Source organism: Herbaspirillum sp. GW822-FHT03A08 (genome assembly GCF_058801885.1).
On sequence record NZ_JBXANR010000005.1, the window covers coordinates 299,217 to 317,689 of the forward strand.

Annotated in this window: 15 protein-coding genes and 1 riboswitch; all 15 genes read left to right on the forward strand. The window is 61.5% G+C overall.

The window, feature by feature from the left end; all coding sequences use genetic code 11:
• Positions 1–26: 26 nt before the first annotated feature.
• The 15 genes from AC1RN6_RS17530 (at position 27) to AC1RN6_RS17600 (ending at position 18,422) form a co-directional block, all read left to right on the forward strand.
• Positions 27–1,457, forward strand: coding sequence for a cation:proton antiporter (locus AC1RN6_RS17530; protein WP_493006724.1), 1,431 nt, complete (start codon positions 27–29; stop codon positions 1,455–1,457).
• A gap of 217 nt (positions 1,458–1,674) precedes the next feature.
• Positions 1,675–3,345: a methyl-accepting chemotaxis protein gene (locus tag AC1RN6_RS17535; RefSeq protein ID WP_493006725.1), complete on the forward strand. Its 1,671-nt coding sequence runs from the start codon at positions 1,675–1,677 to the stop codon at positions 3,343–3,345.
• Between the two features lie 316 nt (positions 3,346–3,661).
• The gene (locus tag AC1RN6_RS17540) at positions 3,662–3,823 is read left to right on the forward strand and encodes a hypothetical protein (protein WP_493006726.1); all 162 of its coding nucleotides are present in this window, start codon (positions 3,662–3,664) and stop codon (positions 3,821–3,823) included.
• Positions 3,824–3,887: 64 nt separating this feature from the next.
• Positions 3,888–4,325, forward strand: coding sequence for a hypothetical protein (locus tag AC1RN6_RS17545; protein ID WP_493006727.1), 438 nt, complete (start codon positions 3,888–3,890; stop codon positions 4,323–4,325).
• Positions 4,326–4,525: 200 nt separating this feature from the next.
• Positions 4,526–4,792, forward strand: a riboswitch (cobalamin riboswitch).
• Positions 4,793–4,968: 176 nt separating this feature from the next.
• Positions 4,969–5,178 (forward strand): CbtB domain-containing protein, encoded by a 210-nt coding sequence (locus AC1RN6_RS17550; RefSeq protein ID WP_493006728.1) that lies wholly within the window; start codon positions 4,969–4,971, stop codon positions 5,176–5,178.
• A 28-nt stretch (positions 5,179–5,206) separates the two neighbouring features.
• Complete coding sequence (locus AC1RN6_RS17555) at positions 5,207–5,947, forward strand: CbtA family protein (RefSeq protein WP_493006934.1); 741 nt, start codon at positions 5,207–5,209, stop codon at positions 5,945–5,947.
• Positions 5,948–6,022: 75 nt separating this feature from the next.
• Positions 6,023–6,361, forward strand: coding sequence for a (2Fe-2S) ferredoxin domain-containing protein (locus AC1RN6_RS17560; RefSeq protein WP_493006729.1), 339 nt, complete (start codon positions 6,023–6,025; stop codon positions 6,359–6,361).
• Complete coding sequence (locus AC1RN6_RS17565) at positions 6,354–10,523, forward strand: cobaltochelatase subunit CobN (protein WP_493006730.1); 4,170 nt, start codon at positions 6,354–6,356, stop codon at positions 10,521–10,523. The genes AC1RN6_RS17560 and AC1RN6_RS17565 overlap by 8 nt, the downstream gene beginning before the upstream one ends.
• A 1-nt stretch (position 10,524) precedes the next feature.
• Entirely contained in the window at positions 10,525–12,471 is a 1,947-nt protein-coding gene (locus tag AC1RN6_RS17570; RefSeq protein WP_493006731.1) for a putative cobaltochelatase, read from the forward strand.
• Between the two features lie 30 nt (positions 12,472–12,501).
• Positions 12,502–13,218, forward strand: coding sequence for a cobalt-precorrin-7 (C(5))-methyltransferase (locus AC1RN6_RS17575; protein WP_493006732.1), 717 nt, complete (start codon positions 12,502–12,504; stop codon positions 13,216–13,218).
• Positions 13,215–14,858: a precorrin-8X methylmutase gene (locus AC1RN6_RS17580; protein ID WP_493006733.1), complete on the forward strand. Its 1,644-nt coding sequence runs from the start codon at positions 13,215–13,217 to the stop codon at positions 14,856–14,858. The genes AC1RN6_RS17575 and AC1RN6_RS17580 overlap by 4 nt, the downstream gene beginning before the upstream one ends.
• The gene (cbiD, locus tag AC1RN6_RS17585; protein WP_493006734.1) at positions 14,845–16,035 is read left to right on the forward strand and encodes a cobalt-precorrin-5B (C(1))-methyltransferase CbiD; all 1,191 of its coding nucleotides are present in this window, start codon (positions 14,845–14,847) and stop codon (positions 16,033–16,035) included. Before AC1RN6_RS17580 ends, cbiD begins: the two co-directional genes overlap by 14 nt.
• Positions 16,032–16,778: a precorrin-2 C(20)-methyltransferase gene (cobI, locus tag AC1RN6_RS17590; protein WP_493006735.1), complete on the forward strand. Its 747-nt coding sequence runs from the start codon at positions 16,032–16,034 to the stop codon at positions 16,776–16,778. Before cbiD ends, cobI begins: the two co-directional genes overlap by 4 nt.
• A gap of 10 nt (positions 16,779–16,788) precedes the next feature.
• The gene (cobM, locus tag AC1RN6_RS17595) at positions 16,789–17,610 is read left to right on the forward strand and encodes a precorrin-4 C(11)-methyltransferase (RefSeq protein WP_493006736.1); all 822 of its coding nucleotides are present in this window, start codon (positions 16,789–16,791) and stop codon (positions 17,608–17,610) included.
• A gap of 2 nt (positions 17,611–17,612) precedes the next feature.
• Positions 17,613–18,422, forward strand: coding sequence for a cobalamin biosynthesis protein (locus AC1RN6_RS17600; protein ID WP_493006737.1), 810 nt, complete (start codon positions 17,613–17,615; stop codon positions 18,420–18,422).
• The last annotated feature ends 51 nt before the right edge of the window (positions 18,423–18,473 follow it).

Sequence of the window (18,473 nt, forward strand, 5' to 3'; positions counted from 1 at the left end):
CTGACATGATTTGACGCCCTCGTTACATGCCATTCCGGCAGCTGATACCCGTACGTGTCAGCTGCCGTTTTGCTTTTGGTTTCGATTTCCGACGTCCGCGCCGCATTGTCCTTCTGCCGGAGACCCTCATCGACATTCCTACCGTCTATTTTCTGATCGCCGGCGTATTGCTGACTTTCATGGTGTTTCTTGAATCGGTACTGGAAAAATTGCCGTTCAACGCTGCCATGCTGTACCTGCCGATAGGCTGGTTGCTGGGTCCTGCCGGCACCGGTCTGATCCATATCGACCTGCGCGCGCATGCTGACATCCTGACGGTGATCACGCGTGTGGCGCTGTTGCTGTCCTTGTTTACGGTCGGACTGAAACTGCGCGTGGCGTTTCGCGGCGATGGCAGCCGGCTATGGTGGTTGCCCTTGCGTCTGGGTGTTCTGTCCATGCTGATCACGGTGCCGTTGCTTGCCCTCGGCATTACCTTCCTGTTTGACTTGCCGTTTGCGGTGGCGATGCTGCTGAGCGCCATTCTTGCGCCGACCGATCCCGTGCTGGCGTCCGATGTGCAGATAAAAAATGTCGACGATCCTGACCAGCTGCGCTTCAGTTTGAGCGGCGAGGGTGGCCTGAATGACGGTAGTGCTTTTCCGTTCGTCATCCTTGCCTTGATTTTGCTCGGCGTGACCGATGAGATCGCGCAAGTCAATCATTTCGGCTGGTTCGTTGCCTGGGGCGTTGCTGCAGGCATCGGATGCGGCGCGCTGTTCGGCTGGGCGATGTCGCGCCTGGTGCTGGTTGCGCGGCAGCGCTTTGGTCTGGCGTTGGGCATGGAAGAGTTCATGGCCATCGGCATCATCATGCTGTCCTATGGCGTGGCCGAGCTGGTGCACGGCATCGGTTTTCTGTCGGTGTTTGCCGCCGGCCTGGCGATGCGCCAGGTGGAGTCTGCCAGCAGCGGCAACAAACCTGCCGGAGAGTTGATCGCGGCAGCGGAGGACAGCGGCAAGTCAGCCGCCGCCGTTCACCCCGAACAGGCGCCGGTCTATCTGACCGAGACGGTCCTCGGCTTCAACCAGCAACTCGAGCATTTTGCGGAATTCTTCATGGTGCTGTTGATGGGGATCCTGCTGTCAGAATTCGGCATCTCAGGCGAGGGCGTCCTGATCGCAGGATTGCTGTTCTTCGTGATCAGACCGATCGCCGTCGGGCTTGGCTTGCTGGGCTCTGATACCGAAACCTCGCACCGCTGGCTGATCGCCTGGTTCGGCATCCGCGGCGTAGGTTCGTTGTATTACCTGTGCTTTGTTCTGCAGTTCTGGCACGACAAGCTCAATGTGCGCATCGCGCAAGACGTGCTGACGGTACTGGCTTTGTCGGTGCTGCTCCATGGCATTTCCTCGGCGCCGCTGATGCATTTGTACTGGCGTAAACGAGTGGAATCCGGTGCCGAGCCCAAATCTTGAAGTAATAAAACTACATTTACTACATCGACATTTTTTACTTTGTATCGGCCGCCCTCTCGATAAAAATCAAGTATTCCGCCTGAAAAAGCTAGAAGCAAATCCATCTCTGTGCCAGAATAATTAAAAAATATAGTAAAACTACATAAAATCAGTCTCGTCGAATTGTCTTTGGCGCAATTTCATGCAATCGGCGACGCTGCACAGAACAGGAGACTTCATGAATTTTTCCCGCCTTCGGATCGGGCAGCGCTTGTCGCTGTGCTTTGGCGTCATATTGCTATTGATGGCGGCGGTGACCGCATTGGCAGGCTTCTCCGCGCATCGTGCTCAGCAACAGCTGGCGGCCGCGCTCAGCCATACCAACGGCAAATCCGAGATTGCGGCGCTGATGCGGCAGAGCCTGTTCCGTCAGGGACAAGCCGCGCGCAATGTGGCGACGCTGACGGACCTCAATGCCATGCAAAAAGAGATGGCGCGCATCGGAGTGGAGCGCAAGACCTATCGCGTCAATCAGGCCGCCTTGCTTAAAAGCGGCGTGAGTGCGGAAGAGCAGGCCATCATCAACGACATGGATGGTCTTGATCGCCGCAGCGAACCGTTCATCAAGCAGGCGGAGGAATTCGTTGCCGGCTTTAATGCCGGGCAGGCGACCAAATTGCTCAATGCCGAAGTTGCGCCGCTGCAAAATCAGTGGCTGGAAGCCATCGACAAATTGGTCAAGCTGGAGCAGAGCCAGATTCAGAGCGATCTGGATGACTTCGCTGCCAGCGGCAGGCAGACCACCATGGCGACCATTGTGATTTGCGGCGTCGCCATGCTGTTGGCCGTGCTGGTGGCGTGGCGTCTTAACCGCAGCATCACGCGTCCGCTGAATGATGCCGTGGATCTCGCCAGCCGCGTTGCAGCGGGCGATCTCACTGCCCATATCGCCGAAGGCGGCCGGGACGAAACAGGACAGTTGCTTGCTGCTTTGGGCCGCATGAATCAGAGTCTGCTGCAAACCGTCAGCGAAGTGCGCAACGGCACGCAAAGCATCTTCCGCGTCTCGCAGCAAAACGCCGCCGGCAATACTGATCTGGCGGCACGTACCGAAGCGCAGGCCGGTTCGCTGCAGCAAACCGCCGGCGCCATGGCGGAACTGACCGGCATCGTCAGTCGCAACGCATTGCAGATCGGCGAAGCCAATCGTCTCGCGCAATCGGCTGCCGGCGTGGCTTCGCGCGGCGGCGACATCGTGTCGTCCGTGGTCGGCACCATGACCGCGATCAAGGATAGCTCGCGCAAGGTGGTGGACATCATTTCCGTGATCGACGGCATCGCTTTCCAGACCAATATCCTGGCGCTGAATGCAGCGGTGGAAGCGGCGAGGGCGGGCGAGACAGGGCGCGGTTTTGCCGTGGTGGCGACAGAGGTTCGCCATCTTGCCATGCGCAGCGCCGCTGCCGCCAAGGAAATCAAAGTGCTGATCGGCGACTCTGTCGAGCGCATCGATGCCGGCAGCCGCCAGGTCGACGACGCCGGCCAGACCATGCGCGAGATCGTTGACTCGGTTGAGCACGTGGTCGGCATCATGGATGAAATTGCCGCCGCCAGCGACGCGCAGAGTCACGGCATCGCCGATCTCAATCAGGCCATTACGCAAATCGATGCCGTCACGCGCACCAACGCAACGCTGGTGGCGCAGGCGGCGGTGGCGACAGCCGATATGCAGGAACAGGCGCACAAGCTGTGGGATGCCGTCAGTGCCTTCCGGGTTGGCGAAGAGCCGGCTGATCTGCATGAGAATTTGCATGGCATGCCAACTGAGTTGAACGCTTTGCCGGCGGCCGGCGCCGTATCGGCTTTGCACAGCAGGGAGATACCGATGATAGCGCCCGCTCTTGCCTGATCGATCTCCTCGGCATCCCCTTGTCACCCTTACGCCGGATCAACCCGCTGCCTACGCGTAAGAGTTGATGAAGCCCGAAAAAGTGTTTGTCCTATACGCAGCACGTGCCTGAGCGCGTAGCCTGATGTTGTGTCGCCGCTCGTCGACGGTTCGTCGGCGTTGTTCGTGCTTCATTACGTTACTGTACGCATCGCTGCATCAGAAAGGACATAACATGCATAAGCCACAAGATATCCCACCCGTTGAAGTGCCGCCGCTCGATCCGACGCCGCAGCAGGATCCGATTCCCCACCAGAATCCGCTGTGAGGAGCGCGCATGCATACACCGCAAGACATCCCGCCGACCGCGCCACCGCCGCCGAAGGATATTCCGCCGGATGAATACAACCCGGTGCAGGATCCGCCGCTCAATCCGAGCGAACCGGGCATTCCCGACACGGATCCCGCCGAGCCGCCGTTGAAGATGTCCGGTGGGTGATTCCGGAACTGGTTTCACCCCTGTTTTACCCGCGTAGTTTTACCCGATTTAACGAGGAATAATCATGGCTACCAGCACACTCGATCTTGACGTATTGCCGATCTCGGATCGCGAGCTCAGCAAAGGTCACGACAACCACGCACTAGGCCCCAGCGACACATCCGACAGCGGCAGCGACATGACGAATATCGCCACCGAAGGAGACAGCGATTCCACCGGCACCGGCGAACGCGCCTCGGTTGAGCGTGGCAGCCGCGACCGCGCACCTGAAACGCCCGAGTCGGTCGAGCAGGTGGCGAGCGACAATGAAGGCGGCGAGGATATCGTCGCTGCGGACGAGCGCGAGCTTGAAAAGCAGACGGATAGTGTCAAAGACGCCAAAAAGGTCAAGCGCGACCGTGATCTGGACGATGCGCTGGAAGATACTTTTCCGGCCAGCGACCCGATCAATCTGACGCCGGAGCCGCCTAAAAAGGTCGCAAAAGGCCCTAATTCCAACTAATCGCCCGGCTAAATCCATAGCTCATTGCTATTTGATCGCCAGCGAATCCTCTGGGACTGCGCATTGACCCCGTCGCGGGTCTTGCGCATCCCGTCCCCGAAGCCTGGTTTTATGCCGATTCCAAGCCGGCTGCAGGCTGGTTTAGACATTGTTTCAGCGCCTCTTCCGGTTGCCAGAATCCCTCCACACACCTATACTGCCGGGGTAGCATTGCCTTGGGTATCCGGCGTATTTTCTTTCGCCGGATTTAATCGGGAAGCCGGTGCGTTCATCCAGATCATCTCTCTGGAAACCATTCCGGCGCTGCCCCCGCAACGGTAAGCGAATCAGCGAATCTGCATCCAGCCACTGTGCATGAAGTGTTTTATCGACACGGCATGGGAAGGCGCAAATTCCGGTTCCGGTCAGATCATTCTCGCCGCGAACCCTTCGCAAGCCCGGAGACCGGCCCTCGGTATACGACTTGTTTTGCATCGCGGAGGGCGATCGACGGACTGCTTCCCGGATTGCGTGATTTTTCTGCACCCCGCGTCGTTTCCTCATTTTCCTTCGTGACGTTTCCGTTATTTCCGTTATGTGCGCTGTTGCAGTCTTGTCAGCGCCATTACCGGTTTGGCTTCAACGCTTATTCGAAGGAAAACACATGGCTCTCACCACCGGCGCATCCGCCAACGACACCAGCACCATCGATTCCTCCACCGGTTCCAGCGTATGGCGCGATCGCATTTTGCCGGGCATTGCCGCGCTAGTGCTGGGTGCAGGCCTGATCTACGCCGCCGGTTTTGCTTCGGCGGTGGAACTGCACAACGCCGCGCATGACGGCCGCCATTCGGCAGGTTTTCCTTGCCACTAAGAAGAATATTCCGCGGAACAATTGAATGATGAATCTCGCAGTATTGCGGCGGATTGCCTCCACCGTCCTCTTGGCTGGCGCTTGTGCCGGCGTCTTGCTGACTGGTGTGCAGCAGTTGCAAGTCTCCAAAATCATCCTCCAGGCGGAGGTCTACGAAGAAGCGGCTGCGGCCAAGGCTCATGAACAGGCGCACGAGCAAGCCCATGCCGCGGCAACGCCTGCCGCCGGTGCACCTGCAGAAGCGCACGAGCACGAACATGAAGGTGAAGAGTGGGAGCCGGCCAACGGTTTCGAACGCACCGCCTATACCGTGCTGGCCAATATCAGCATGGCAATTGGTTTCGGCCTGTTCCTCGCCGCCGCGATCGTGATGACTGGCAAGCAGGTGACATGGCGTTCCGGTTTGGTGTGGGGCGTGGCAGGTTATCTGGTGTTCTTCGTGGCGCCGTCGCTGGGACTGCCGCCTGAAGTTCCGGGCACCGTGGCTGCGCCGCTGCATGCGCGTCAATTGTGGTGGGTCATGACAGCTGGCATGACCGCAGCCGGACTGGGACTTGGTGTGTATGCGCGTCACTGGGCGCTGAAGTTGCTGGGCGTGGCGCTGCTGATCGTGCCGCATCTCATCGGTGCGCCGCATCCGGCCGTGCATGGCAGCGCCGCGCCGGAAGAACTGGCGCAGGCATTCATCCACGCGACAGCCTTGGCCAATGGCTTGTTCTGGCTGACGCTGGGTGGGCTGACCGGTTACTTTTATAAAAAATTCGCCTGAGTTCCGGGCTGGAATTGTTAATGCCGATCCGGCCCTTGCGGGCCGGATCGGCATTTTAGCCAGTAAAGAAATGCTATGAGAACCCACCACCGGCACGTCCTGATGTGCACCGGCCCACGCTGCACCGAAAACGGCGTGCTGGCCGAAGCCATGTTCGCCGTCCTCGGCGAGCAGATCGATGCGCGTCCAGAACTGCGCGTCAAGCGCACCCGCACGCATTGCATGGTGGCCTGCAAGGCGCAGGCGCCGGTAGTGGTGGTGTATCCCGAAGGCGTCTGGTACCGCTGCGAGGATGCAGCCGCGATTGAACGCGTGGTGGCCGAGCATCTCGAAGGCGGCCAGGAAGTCACTGATCTGATTTTTCACCGCCTCGGCAGCGGCGACGTCAATCCCGAGGAGCCGGAAAATGTCTGACCAGGCAACACAATCCGTCGCCACACCATTCGCGCCATCTGCACGGATTGCGGTGCTGACGCATGCCTCCACCGATCTCGCCATTCTTCATCACGCGTTGACGCAATTGCCGGAAGACTTTCCAGCGACGATAGGTGTCAATCTGCAAGGCGTGGAAAACGAAACACGCATGAGCGAGTTGTTGCAGAACGAGCTGGCGGACGCCGACATCATCGTGCTGCGCATCCTTGGCCGTCTCGGCAGCGTCGCCGGTTTTGCCGACCTGCTGCGCCATGCGCAAAGCCAGGGACGCCATCTGATCGCGCTGAGCGGCACCGGAGAACCAGATGCGGAGCTGGCGGCGGTGTCGACCGTACCGGCCGATGTGCTGCGCGAGGCGCTGGCGTATTTTCATGGCGGCGGCAGCGTCAATCTGGCGCAGTTTTTACGTTTCGTATCGGACCGCTTGCTGCTCACCGGATTTGCTTACGACCCGGCAGTGGCTTTGCCCGATCACGGCATCTATCATCCGGATCTGGAACAGGATGCCGGCATCTCGGATTGGCTTCGCTTGCGTATCGACGTCGCAGGCCGCCGCAAACCTGCCGTCGGCATCATCTTCTATCGCGCGCACTGGATGAGCGGCAACACGCGCTTCGTCGATGCACTGGTGACGGCGCTGGAGCAGCGCGGCATGGACGTACTGCCGATTTTCACTGCGTCGCTGCGCACCTCGGCGGCGGATTCCGATCTGCCGGCCGCGCTGAGCTATTTCTCGGGAGAGCAGGGCGCACATGTGGACGTCCTGATCAACACCACCTCCTTCGCCATGGGCGAAATCACGCCGGGCGGCCCGACGCCTGCCGGCTGGTCGGTGTCCGTGCTGGAGAAGCTCAACGTCCCCGTGCTGCAAGCCATGACCAGCGGCATGACGCAGGATCAGTGGGAAGTCTCCACGCGCGGCATGAACCCGCTGGACGCCGCCATGAACGTGGTGCTGCCGGAATTCGACGGCCGCATCATCAGCGTACCGCTGTCGTTCAAGGCACAGGCAACGGGCTTGTCGGGCGACGTGGTGGAGTTCCATCCGGTGGCCGACCGCGTCGAACGCATCGCCGGGCTGGCGGCGCGTTTTGCGCGTCTGCGCGCACTCGGCAATGGCGACAAGCGCATCGCCTTCATCTTTACCAACTCCAACAGCAAGGCCTCGCAGATCGGCAACGCCGTCGGCCTCGATGCGCCGGCCTCGTTGATGCGCATTCTGGAATCGATGCGTGACGCCGGTTACGCCGTCGGCGATCTGCCCGAGAGCGGCAGTGCGCTGATCCATACGCTGGTCGATCGCTGCTCCTACGACAACACCTATCTGACCAGTGAGCAATTGCAGCACGCCGTCGGCCGTGTGTCGGCGGAACGCTACGCCGAATGGTTCGCCGAGCTGCCGCACGTCTTGCAGCAAAAGATGGAAGCGCAATGGGGCGCTGCGCCCGGCGTCGCTTACGTCCATGACAACCATCTGGCCTTCGCCGGCGTCGAACTGGGCAATGCCTTTGTCGCCTTGCAGCCGCCGCGCGGTTACGGCATGGATCCGGATGCGATCTACCATCAACCCGATCTGCCGCCGACGCATCATTACTACGGGCTATATCGCTGGCTCAGCGACGAGTGGGGCGCCGACGCCATCGTCCACGTCGGCAAGCACGGCACGCTGGAATGGTTGCCGGGCAAGGGCGTCGGCCTGTCGGAGAACTGCTTCCCCGATGCACTGCTGGGCGACATGCCGCTGTTCTATCCCTTCATCATCAACGATCCGGGCGAAGGCTCGCAGGCCAAACGGCGCGGCCACGCGGTCGTGGTCGATCACCTGACGCCGCCGATGACCACCGCCGACAGCTACGGCGCACTGGCGCAATTGACGCAGCTGGTCGACGAGTATTACCAGGTTGAAGTGCTGGATCCCTCCAAGCTGCCGCTGCTGCAGCAGCAGATCTGGGAGTTGGTCAAACAGACCAATCTCGACAGCGATCTGCAGATGAAGCTGCTCCATCATGATCACGATCATGATGATGAACATGGGCATCATCACGGACATGCCCACGGACACGATCATGCACATGAGCACGCGCATGGACACCACCACGATCACGACCATCCGCACGACCACAGCCACGACGGTGAATTGCCCGAAGCGCTGAGCGGCATGGGCGGCTCCGACGTCGCCCATCTGATCGAAGACCTCGATGGCTATCTGTGCGAACTCGGGGCAGCGCAGATCCGCGACGGCCTGCATATTCTTGGCCGCGCACCGGATGAGGCACAGATGCCCGACATGCTGGTCTCACTGACGCGTCTGCCGAATCAGGACATCCCCGGTTTGCAGGAAGAAATGGCGCGCCTGTTCGGACTCAGGCTCGACATGCTGCTGGAGAACAAGGGGCAGCGTCTCAATGTCGACAGCGCCCTGGCGCGCATCGCCGATCGAGCTGTCGTCACGCGTGCCGACGCTATCGAAGCCATCGACACGTTGTGCGTTCGTCTGATGCAGGCGCTGCAGGACAAGGGCTACAAAGCCGACGCCGTCGACGGCATCCTGCATTCCCTGTTCGGTGATCTGAGCATCGACAAGCCGCGTTTGCAAACCGCTTCCATGCGGCAGCCCGGCAGTATGCTGGGGCAGATGAAGATGCAGGTGCGCGCCAGACCGCTACCACTGGCTGTAGCTACAGCTGCAACTGCGCCCGTCGTGAAGGCCTCTGTTGCAGAGTCCCCGACGGACAAATTCGCAGCCTTGCGCCGCGTCCTCGATTTCACATGCCGGCAGTTGCTGCCCAATCTGCATCGCGCCGGCGACGAGATCGGCAATCTGCTGCTCGGCCTGGAAGGCGGCTACGTGCCTGCCGGCCCCAGCGGCTCACCGACGCGCGGCATGGCGCACATCCTGCCGACCGGGCGCAATTTTTATTCGGTCGATCCGCGCAGCGTGCCGTCGCAATCGGCGTGGCGCGTTGGCCAGCAACTGGCGCGCGAAGTGCTGGAGCGCCATGTGCGCGAAACCGGCGCTTATCCGGAGAGCGTCGCCATCAGCATCTGGGGCACCAGCGCCATGCGCACGCACGGCGACGACGTTGCACAGATCCTGTGCCTGCTCGGCGTGCGTCCGGTCTGGCGTCCCGGCAATCGTCAGGTTTCCGGCATCGAAGTGGTGTCGCTGCAAGAGCTGCAACGTCCGCGCATCGACGTCACCACACGCATCAGCGGATTCTTCCGCGATGCATTCCCGCAACTGATCGACCTGATCGACGACGCGGTCAATGCCGTCATCGCATTGGACGAGCCGCCCGATCAGAACTTCGTGCGCAAGCATTACCTGCAGGAACTGGGCGAGTGGATCGGTAAAGGTCTGGACAAGGGCGAAGCGGAAGAGCGCGCCGCCTATCGCATCTTCGGAGCAAAGCCGGGCAGCTACGGCGCCGGCATCCTGCCGCTGATCCAGGAAAAAAACTGGCAGGCCGATGCTGATTTCGCCGAAGCCTACATCAACTGGGGCGGCTACGCCTATGCGCGCAAGCTCGGCGACAAGCAGGGCAGCGATCAGCGCGACGCTTTCCGCACCCGGTTGTCGGGCGTGCAGGTGGCCTTGCACAATCAGGACAACCGCGAACATGACATCTTCGACAGCGACGATTACCTGCAATATCACGGCGGCATGATTGCGACCATTCGCGCATTGACCGGCCAGCAGCCGCGCCATTATTTCGGCGACAGCCACGACCCGGCACGCGCGCAGGTCCGCGATCTAAAGCAGGAAACCTTGCGCGTGTTCCGCTCGCGCGTGGTCAATCCGAAGTGGCTGGACAGCATCCAGCGCCATGGTTATAAGGGCGGGCTGGAGTTGACGGCGACTGTCGACTATCTGTTCGGTTACGACGCCACGGCGCAAGTCATGGACGACTGGATGTACGAGCAGCTGGCCCAGACTTACGCCTTCGATCCCGGCATGCAGCGCTTTCTTGAAGAAGCTAATCCGTGGGCGCAGAACGCCATTGCCGAACGCCTGCTGGAAGCCGCCAGCCGCGGCATGTGGGCCGAGCCGCAGGCGCAGACGCTGGAAGATTTACGCCAGCTTTATCTCAAGAGCGAAACTTTGCTGGAGGCGCGTGGCGAAACCCCGCGCGGAGTCTGATATGAGTCTTCCCGTGTTTCCGCCGTTATTTCCCTTCTCCGCCATCGTCGGCCAGCCGCAACTGAAGAACGCTTTGCTGCTGTGCGCAGTCGATACCACGCTGGGCGGCGTCCTGATCCGTGGCGACAAAGGCACGGCCAAGAGTACCGCTGCACGCGCGCTGACGGCCGTGCTGCCGCCGGTCGAACGTGTCGCAGGCTGCGCCTTCAATTGCCTGCCGGGCCAGCCTGCGGAGCAATGTGCGGTTTGCCAGGGTGACGCCAGGACAATCTCCGCAAGCGTACCTTTCGTCACCTTGCCCTTGGGCGCGACAGAGGACCGCGTGCTCGGCACGCTCGATCTGCAACGCGCATTGAAGGGCGAGAAGAACGCCTTGCAACCGGGCCTGCTCGCTGCTGCGCATCGCGGCATTCTGTACATCGACGAAGTCAATCTCTTGCCGGACCATCTGGTCGACGTGCTGCTCGATGTCGCGGCGATGGGCGTCAATTCGGTCCAGCGCGAAGGCCTGTCGGTGTCGCATCCGGCGCGCTTCACGCTGATCGGCACGATGAATCTGGAAGAGGGCGACTTGCGTCCGCAACTGCTCGATCGTTTCGGCCTCATGGTGGAAGTCGTTGCGCCGCGCGACAAGACTTTGCGTGCCGACGTCGTGCGCCGCCGTCTTGCCTACGAATCCGATCCGCTTGCCTACGCCGCGCAATGGAATGACGAGCAGGAGGTCTTGCGCGCACGTATCGCCGCTGCGCAGGCTTTGCTGCCGCAAGTCGTCTTGAGTGACGCCTTGCTCGATCTGATCAGCCATCTGTGCTGCGAATTCGAAGTCGCCAGCCTGCGCGCCGACATCGTCATGCACAAGACGGCGCGTGCGTTTGCAGCGTTGGACGGACGTCTGCAGGTCACTCCCGGCGACGTGCGTGCCGCGGCTGAACTGGTATTGCCGCATCGCCGCCGCCGCAAGCCGTTTGAGCAGCCCGGTCTGGATCAGGACAAGCTTGATGATCTGATGCAGCAAGCAATGCCGCCGGAACGGCAAGAAAGTAATGCTCAGGATCAATCGGATTCTCCTTCCGATAGTAGCGATCAATCGGAGACTCAAACCGACGGCGGCGACAGCCAGCAGGTATTTGCTGCCGCAGCCGTCGGCAATACACGCCAGCTTAAAGTCGAGGCGCCGGTCAACAATGTCGCCACGCTCGCCGGTCGCCGCAGCGATTCCGCGGATGCAACGCGCGGCCGCATGATCCGTGCCGTGCCGGACAGCAATCCTGCCAGTCTTGCGGTCGGTGCAACGTTGCGTTCAGCGGTCTTGCGCAGCGCCGCCGAAGGACAAGAGGGTGTGCTGCAATTGCAGAAGAGCGATCTGCACGGCAAGGTCAAGGCCGGCAAGAACGCCAATCTGATTCTGTTCGTGGTCGATGCTTCCGGTTCGATGGCCGCGCAACGGCGCATGGAAGCGGTGAAGGGCGCCGTGCTGGCGCTGTTGACGGATGTCTATCAGCGTCGCGATCAGGTTGCGGTGATCGGCTTCCGTGGCGACAAAGCTTCGGTGTTGCTGGCGCCGACACGCAGTGTCGATCTCGCCGAACAAGGTCTGCGTGAACTGCCGACCGGCGGCCGTACGCCACTGCCGCACGCCTTGCAACTGGCCTTGCAGACGCTGGAACAATCCAGCGGCACAGCACCACCATTGCTGGTGTTGCTGAGCGACGGCAAGGGCAACGTCGCGCTGGAAAACGGCGGCGATCCCTGGCGCGAGACGCTGGCGCTGGCCGAGCAACTGGCAGCACGCGGCACACCTGCACTGGTGCTCGATACCGAAACCGGCTACGTCCGTCTGGGCCGTGCTGCGCAACTGGCACAGGCGCTCGGCGCGGAATGCATGACGCTGGAAGAACTGACGGCTGACAATCTGGCACTGACGATTCGCGCCCGCATGACGCAATAAATATCAAAGAATCAACCAAGGAACAAGAACATGATTATCTGCATAGGCGCAGGTCCCGGCGACATCGGCTACCTCACCCAGCGCGGCGCCGAGCTGATTCGCAATGCCGACGTGGTGGCGGGTTTCGATGCTGTCGTCAATGTCGTGCAAAGCATCATTCCGCCGACGGCGGAAGTCATTCTCATGGGCTATCGCGATCAGGTCGCCCAGCTCGATCTGGTTGCCGCAGCGCATCACGCTGGCAAGCGCTGTGTGGTGGTGTTCATGGGAGACATCCATTTCAGCGGCTTCCAGTATCTGGAACGCGTCGAGCGCGCCTGCGGCCATCCGGTCGAGACCTTGCCCGGCATTTCCTCAGCACAAATTCTGGCCTCGCGCGCCAAGGTTTGTTTCGACGAAACAACTTTCATCACCTTCCACCGCCGCGGCGACCTGACGCCGTTCAAGCGCCATCTTGTGCATGTGCTCAATGACGGCCGCAATGCGATTGTGATACCGTGTCCGTGGGATGCGGCGCGCTCCTTCATGCCGCGCCATATCGCGGCCTACCTGCTGGAGAACGGCGTGCGGCCCGATCATCCGACTGAAGTCTGGGAAAACCTCACGCGCGGCGACGCCGAGTGGCATGGCTCGCTGGCCGAATGCGTGGACAAGGAGTTCACCGACATGAGCATCATGCTGATTCGTACCCATACGCCCATGGACAGCCAGATCGAGCCGCCGCCGGCAAAGTCGGAGGCGGCATGAGCGCAGTGCCAGCCGATGTCGTCAGCGGTACAGTCAACGCTGTTGAGAGTGTTGACAGTGCGGCAAGCTACGGCATCGTGATCGCCGGGCACGGCAGCCGCGATGCCGACGCCGTGCGCGAATTCGAAGCGCTGGTCGGGATCGTGCGCGCCCGTGCGCCAGGCCGCGTGGTGACTCACGGTTATCTCGAATTCGCCAGCCCGACCATCAGCGAAGCGGTGGAGGCCAATCTCGCCGCCGGCAGCAAACAGGTGGCGGTAGTGCCCGGCGTACTGCTGGCGGCACGCCACGCCAAGAACGACATGCCGACCGAAGTCTTGGAACTGGCGCGCAAGCATCCCGGTATCGATTTTCACTTCGGCGCGGCGATGAATCTGCATCCGCAATTGCTGCAACTGGCGCAGGAGCGCGTGCTCTCCGCTGAAGCGCAATCCGCACAAACCATCCGCCGCGACGATACCTGCCTGGTGCTGGTCGGACGCGGCACCACCGATCCCGACGCCAATGGCGAAGTGTCAAAACTGGCACGCATGCTGGAAGAAGGCATGGGCTTCGGCGGCGTCTACGTCTGCTATTCCGGCACGGCAAAGCCGCTGGTTGCCGACGGCTTGCGTGCAGCGGCCTTGCTCGGTTTTGCGCGCATCATCGTGTTGCCGTTCTTCCTGTTCGATGGCGTGCTGGTCAAACGCATCTATGCCGCCGCCGACGACTTGCAGCAGCGCGAGCCGGGTCTGGAAGTATTGAAGGCCGGCTATCTCGGCGTGCATCAGCATGTCGCCGACGTCATGCTGGAACGCGCACGCGAAGCGGTCGAAGGGCGTGCCGCCATGAATTGCAGCCTGTGCAAATACCGCGTGCAGATCGTGGGCTTTGAAGAGCAGATCGGCGAGCCGCAGCGCGCGCATCATTTGCAGGTGCGTGGTTTGCTCAATCGCGAGACGCTGGCCGCTGAACCGCAGACAGATTTCCCACCGTATGTGCCGCACCCGATCGAAAAGGAAAGCTTCGACATCATCGCCGCCGGCCGCGACTGGTCGATGTTCCCGCCGGCGCATCTGACGGCGCTGCAGCGGCTGGTGCATACCAGCGGCGACTTCAATGCGGTCGACGACATCTATTTTTCCGCCGGCGCAATCGAGGCGGGGATTCGCGCCATCCTGCGCTGCAAGCGCGTGGTGACCGACGTGACGATGGTGCAGAGCGGCCTCAAGCGGGCACTGGTCGAACAGCTCGGCGTTGAAACCTGGTGCGGCGTGCACGACCGCGAAACGCATCTGATGGCGCAGGCGCAGGGCATCACCCGCTCGGCAGCAGGCATACGCCGCGCATGGGAAAAATTCGGCAACGACATCATCCTCGCCATCGGCGATGCGCCGACTGCGATTGTCGAAACCACGCGCCTGATCCGCGAGCACGGCTGGCGGCCGCAACTGGTGATCGGCTTGCCGGTCGGTTTTGTCGGCACGCGTGAGAGCAAGGACGAGCTGCGCCGTTGCCTGCAAGTACCGCGTATCACCAACAGCGGCACGCGCGGCGGATCGCCGTGGGCGGCGACAGTGATCAACGCCTTGATGATCGACGCGATCGGGCAAGTCATCGCTGCACAGGAAGCGGAGCTGCAAGTAAATGCAGGAGCTTGAACGCGCCGAATTCGACCTGACCGTGCTGGCCCCGAACGGCTTGCGGCGCGGCAGGACGACCGGCAGCTGCGCTACCGCGGCGGTGAAAGCCGCGTTGACGATGCTGTTGCGCGACGAAATGATCGACAAGGCGGAAGTCAGCCTGCCGGACGGCAAGCACTATCTGCTGGTGCCGATACAGGACGTGCGGAAGATTGATGGATCCGACGGCAGGCGCGTGCGTGCCGAAGTCCTGAAAGACGGCGGCGACGATCCCGACAACACGCATGGCGCGACGATTTTTGCCGAAGTGGCGCGCAACGATATCGGCGAGATTCGCTTCCTGGCGGCGACCGGCGTCGGTACCGCGACGCAGCCCGGTTTACGCGTGGCGGTCGGCGAGCCGGCCATCAATCCGGTGCCGCGCCAGATGATGCGGCTGGCGGTGAAGGAAGTACTGGAAGAACTGGGCATGCAAGGCAGGATAGGCTCTGGTTTCGATCTCGCCATCGGTTGTGAGGACGGCCAGAAGATTGCACAGAAGACCTTCAATCCGCGTCTGGGGATCATCGGCGGCATCTCGATTCTCGGGACGTCCGGCATTGTGGAGCCGATGTCGCTGGCGTCGTGGATCGCTTCGATCGAAGTGTATATCCGCGTGGCCTTGGCGGATGAAAGCAGACCGAATGGCGTGGCTGCCTGCGTGGCGTATCTGCCCGGCAAGATCGGCCGGACCTTTGCGCGTGACGCGCTGGGCCTGCCGGAAGCGCGCTCCGTGCAGATCGCCAACTTCCTTGGCGACGCGCTGGATTTCACGCAGACGGCCCTGGCTGAGCAAGGCGAAGAGTTGGACGTATTGTGGCTGGCGGGTCATCCCGGCAAGCTGGCCAAAGTACTCGACGGCGTATGGGATACGCATTCGAGCAAGAGCAACATGGCGATGGGCGGTGTCGCCCGGGTAGCGTCGGAACTGGCGACGACGCTGGGATTTTCCGCGGCGCTGATCGCCGAAATAGAAAGTGCAAATACAGTGGAAGCAGCAATCGAACGTTTGAAAGAAGAGCCGGGCTCGGCGCCTTTGTGGCGCGACATCGAGGCGCGCATCGCCGCGCTGGCGCAGGTGCGCGTGCCGTCGGTGAAACGCGTCGAGGTGCGTCTGTTCGATCTCGACGGCAATTTGCTGGGAGGTCATCCATGAGTCCGGGCATGTTCTGGGGCATCGGCGTCGGCCCCGGTCCGGCAGGCTATCTGCCGCTGGCGGCGATGCAGGCCTTGCAGCAGGCCGACCTGATCTACGTGCCGCGCGCCCGAAGCGCCGATACCTCGGTCGCGCTGCAATGCCTGGAAGGCGTAGCGGTCGCGCCGGAGCGGCTACGCGAAGTCGAGTTCAACATGGACCCCGACCGCAACGTGCTGCGCGAACACTACGCACAACTGGCGCAGGATATCGCCGCCGAATTGCAGGCCGGGCGCAGCGTTGCCTATCTGACCATCGGCGACACGCTGACGTATTCGACCTACGGTTACATCCTGGCGGCGCTGAAGGATTTGCTGCCGGATTTTCCGCACCGGACGTTTCCCGGCATCACCAGTTACGCGTCGGCTGCCGCCGCGCTGGACTGGCCGCTGGGCGTGGGCAAGGAGCGCACCCTGATCCTGCCGTGCCCGGACGATCCGGCGACATTGCAGCAGGAGATTGAGACACACGACATCGTGGTCCTGATGAAAGTCGGCGCGCGCCTGCCATGGGTGCTGGATTTGCTCAAGGAAATGGGCATCGCCGAACACTGCGCCTTTGCCCGCCGTATCGGGCTGGACGGTGAAGTATTGGCAAACGATTTGCGTGAACTGGAAGCGGGCGATCGGGATCATGCCGTGAGCGGCTATCTGGCGACCATGCTTATTCGCAAGACCGCATTGGAAAAGAGGCATCAGGCATGAAGGTGAATTTATGAAAGTCTACTTTGTAGGCGCCGGGCCCGGCGCTCCCGATCTGATCACCCTGCGCGGCGCCAGGCTGCTGGGCAGCGTGCAGATGGTGTTGTATGCCGGTTCGCTGGTGCCGACCGAAATGCTCCAGCATTGCCGCGCCGACGCCGAACTGATCGACACGGCGCAGCTCGATCTGGAGCAGCAGCAAGCCTGCTACGAGCGCGCGAAGGAACAGGGCATTGATGTGGTTCGCCTGCACTCCGGCGACCCGGCCATTTACGGTGCGACTGCCGAGCAGATGCGCCGGCTGGAAGCATTGGGCATCGCCTATGAAGTCGTGCCGGGCGTCTCCTCCTTCACGGCCGCCGCCTCGGCAGTGACGGCCGAGCTGACCAAGCCGGAGGTGTCGCAGACCGTTATTCTGACGCGTGTTTCAGGGCGCGCCTCGGCGGTGCCGGAACTGGAGTCGATTGCGCGTCTGGCCGAGCACAAGGCGACCATGTGCATTTTCCTGTCCGGTCCGCATCTGAAAAAAATCGTCACCGACCTGCGCCTGCACTATCCCGATACCACGCCGGTGACACTGGTCTATCGTGCCACCTGGCCCGATCAGCGCGTCTATCAGGGCACGCTGGCGACGGTGCTGGAAGAAACCAAGCGCGGCGCCTGGAACCTGACCACCATGATGCTGGTCGGCGCAGCGCTGGACAAAGGCCGGCAAGTCGAATCGAGTTTGTATTCCAAGGATTTCACGCATCTGTTCCGCGTCGTCAAAAAGAATAAAAAAGACAATGACGCCACCGACGCCGTGGAAATTGTTACCACCGGAGACGAGGTCTGATCATGAGCACTCCCTTGCAAGGCACTCAGGCAAATACACTTGGCATCTGGCTGGTGCGAGCGGAGAGCGAAGCGCTGGCGGCGCGTTTGCAGGGACAACTGGGCGGCACGCTGTATCGGCCATGGCTGAATGCAGGGATTCCGCAAAAGCAGCAATTTCGCGCTTCCTACCGTAACCAGGGGCAATGGGTGATGCTGGCGGCAAGCGGCGTTGCGGTGCGTTTTCTGGAAGGTTTGCCGCAAGACAAGCTGACCGATCCGGCGGTGGTGCTGCTCGATGAGGCAGGACGTTTTGCCGTGTCGCTGCTCGGCGGCCATGAAGGCGGCGGCAATCGTCTGGCCTATCGCGTCGCCAATGTGGTCGGCGCCGTGCCGGTGGTGACGACCGCAACGGAAGCCCTTAAACCGCTGGTGCTCGGCATCGGTTGCCGCAAGAACGTGCCGGTGGAAAAAATCTCCGCCGCCGTCACGCGTGCGCTGGCGCTGCTGGGACGTCCGCTAAGCGACGTGCGCGAAGTGGCGACGATAGATCTGAAAGCTGAAGAGCCCGGCTTGCTGACCTTTTGCGCCGCCAATGAATTGCCCTTGCGCGTCATCGCGGCGTCGGACGTCGCCGCGCGCGGCTGGGTGACGGCGCCGTCGGAATGGGTGCAAAAGAATGTCGGTGTCGATGGCGTCTGCGAACCCTGCGCACTGATCGCCAGTCCGCGCGGTGTGCTGGCCTTGCCGAAGACGGCGCTCGACGGCGTCACCGTGGCGGTGGTGGAAGATATCGGTTTGCCGGATACGGATGCTCCGATCAGCATTGAATAAACAATGCAAGACAATGCAAGACAATGCAGAACAACGTAAGTAGATAACCAA

What these genes read in the sequence shown, in the direction of transcription:
- AC1RN6_RS17580 (WP_493006733.1), top strand. Translation starts at nt 13,215, where the DNA reads ATGAGCGCAGTGCCAGCCGATGTCGTCAGCGGTACAGTCAACGCTGTT.
- cbiD (WP_493006734.1), top strand. Translation starts at nt 14,845, where the DNA reads ATGCAGGAGCTTGAACGCGCCGAATTCGACCTGACCGTGCTGGCCCCG.
- AC1RN6_RS17570 (WP_493006731.1), top strand. Translation starts at nt 10,525, where the DNA reads ATGAGTCTTCCCGTGTTTCCGCCGTTATTTCCCTTCTCCGCCATCGTC.
- AC1RN6_RS17550 (WP_493006728.1), top strand. Translation starts at nt 4,969, where the DNA reads ATGGCTCTCACCACCGGCGCATCCGCCAACGACACCAGCACCATCGAT.
- AC1RN6_RS17535 (WP_493006725.1), top strand. Translation starts at nt 1,675, where the DNA reads ATGAATTTTTCCCGCCTTCGGATCGGGCAGCGCTTGTCGCTGTGCTTT.
- AC1RN6_RS17545 (WP_493006727.1), top strand. Translation starts at nt 3,888, where the DNA reads ATGGCTACCAGCACACTCGATCTTGACGTATTGCCGATCTCGGATCGC.
- AC1RN6_RS17530 (WP_493006724.1), top strand. Translation starts at nt 27, where the DNA reads ATGCCATTCCGGCAGCTGATACCCGTACGTGTCAGCTGCCGTTTTGCT.
- AC1RN6_RS17540 (WP_493006726.1), top strand. Translation starts at nt 3,662, where the DNA reads ATGCATACACCGCAAGACATCCCGCCGACCGCGCCACCGCCGCCGAAG.
- AC1RN6_RS17560 (WP_493006729.1), top strand. Translation starts at nt 6,023, where the DNA reads ATGAGAACCCACCACCGGCACGTCCTGATGTGCACCGGCCCACGCTGC.
- AC1RN6_RS17555 (WP_493006934.1), top strand. Translation starts at nt 5,207, where the DNA reads ATGAATCTCGCAGTATTGCGGCGGATTGCCTCCACCGTCCTCTTGGCT.
- AC1RN6_RS17575 (WP_493006732.1), top strand. Translation starts at nt 12,502, where the DNA reads ATGATTATCTGCATAGGCGCAGGTCCCGGCGACATCGGCTACCTCACC.
- cobI (WP_493006735.1), top strand. Translation starts at nt 16,032, where the DNA reads ATGAGTCCGGGCATGTTCTGGGGCATCGGCGTCGGCCCCGGTCCGGCA.
- cobM (WP_493006736.1), top strand. Translation starts at nt 16,789, where the DNA reads ATGAAAGTCTACTTTGTAGGCGCCGGGCCCGGCGCTCCCGATCTGATC.
- AC1RN6_RS17600 (WP_493006737.1), top strand. Translation starts at nt 17,613, where the DNA reads ATGAGCACTCCCTTGCAAGGCACTCAGGCAAATACACTTGGCATCTGG.
- AC1RN6_RS17565 (WP_493006730.1), top strand. Translation starts at nt 6,354, where the DNA reads ATGTCTGACCAGGCAACACAATCCGTCGCCACACCATTCGCGCCATCT.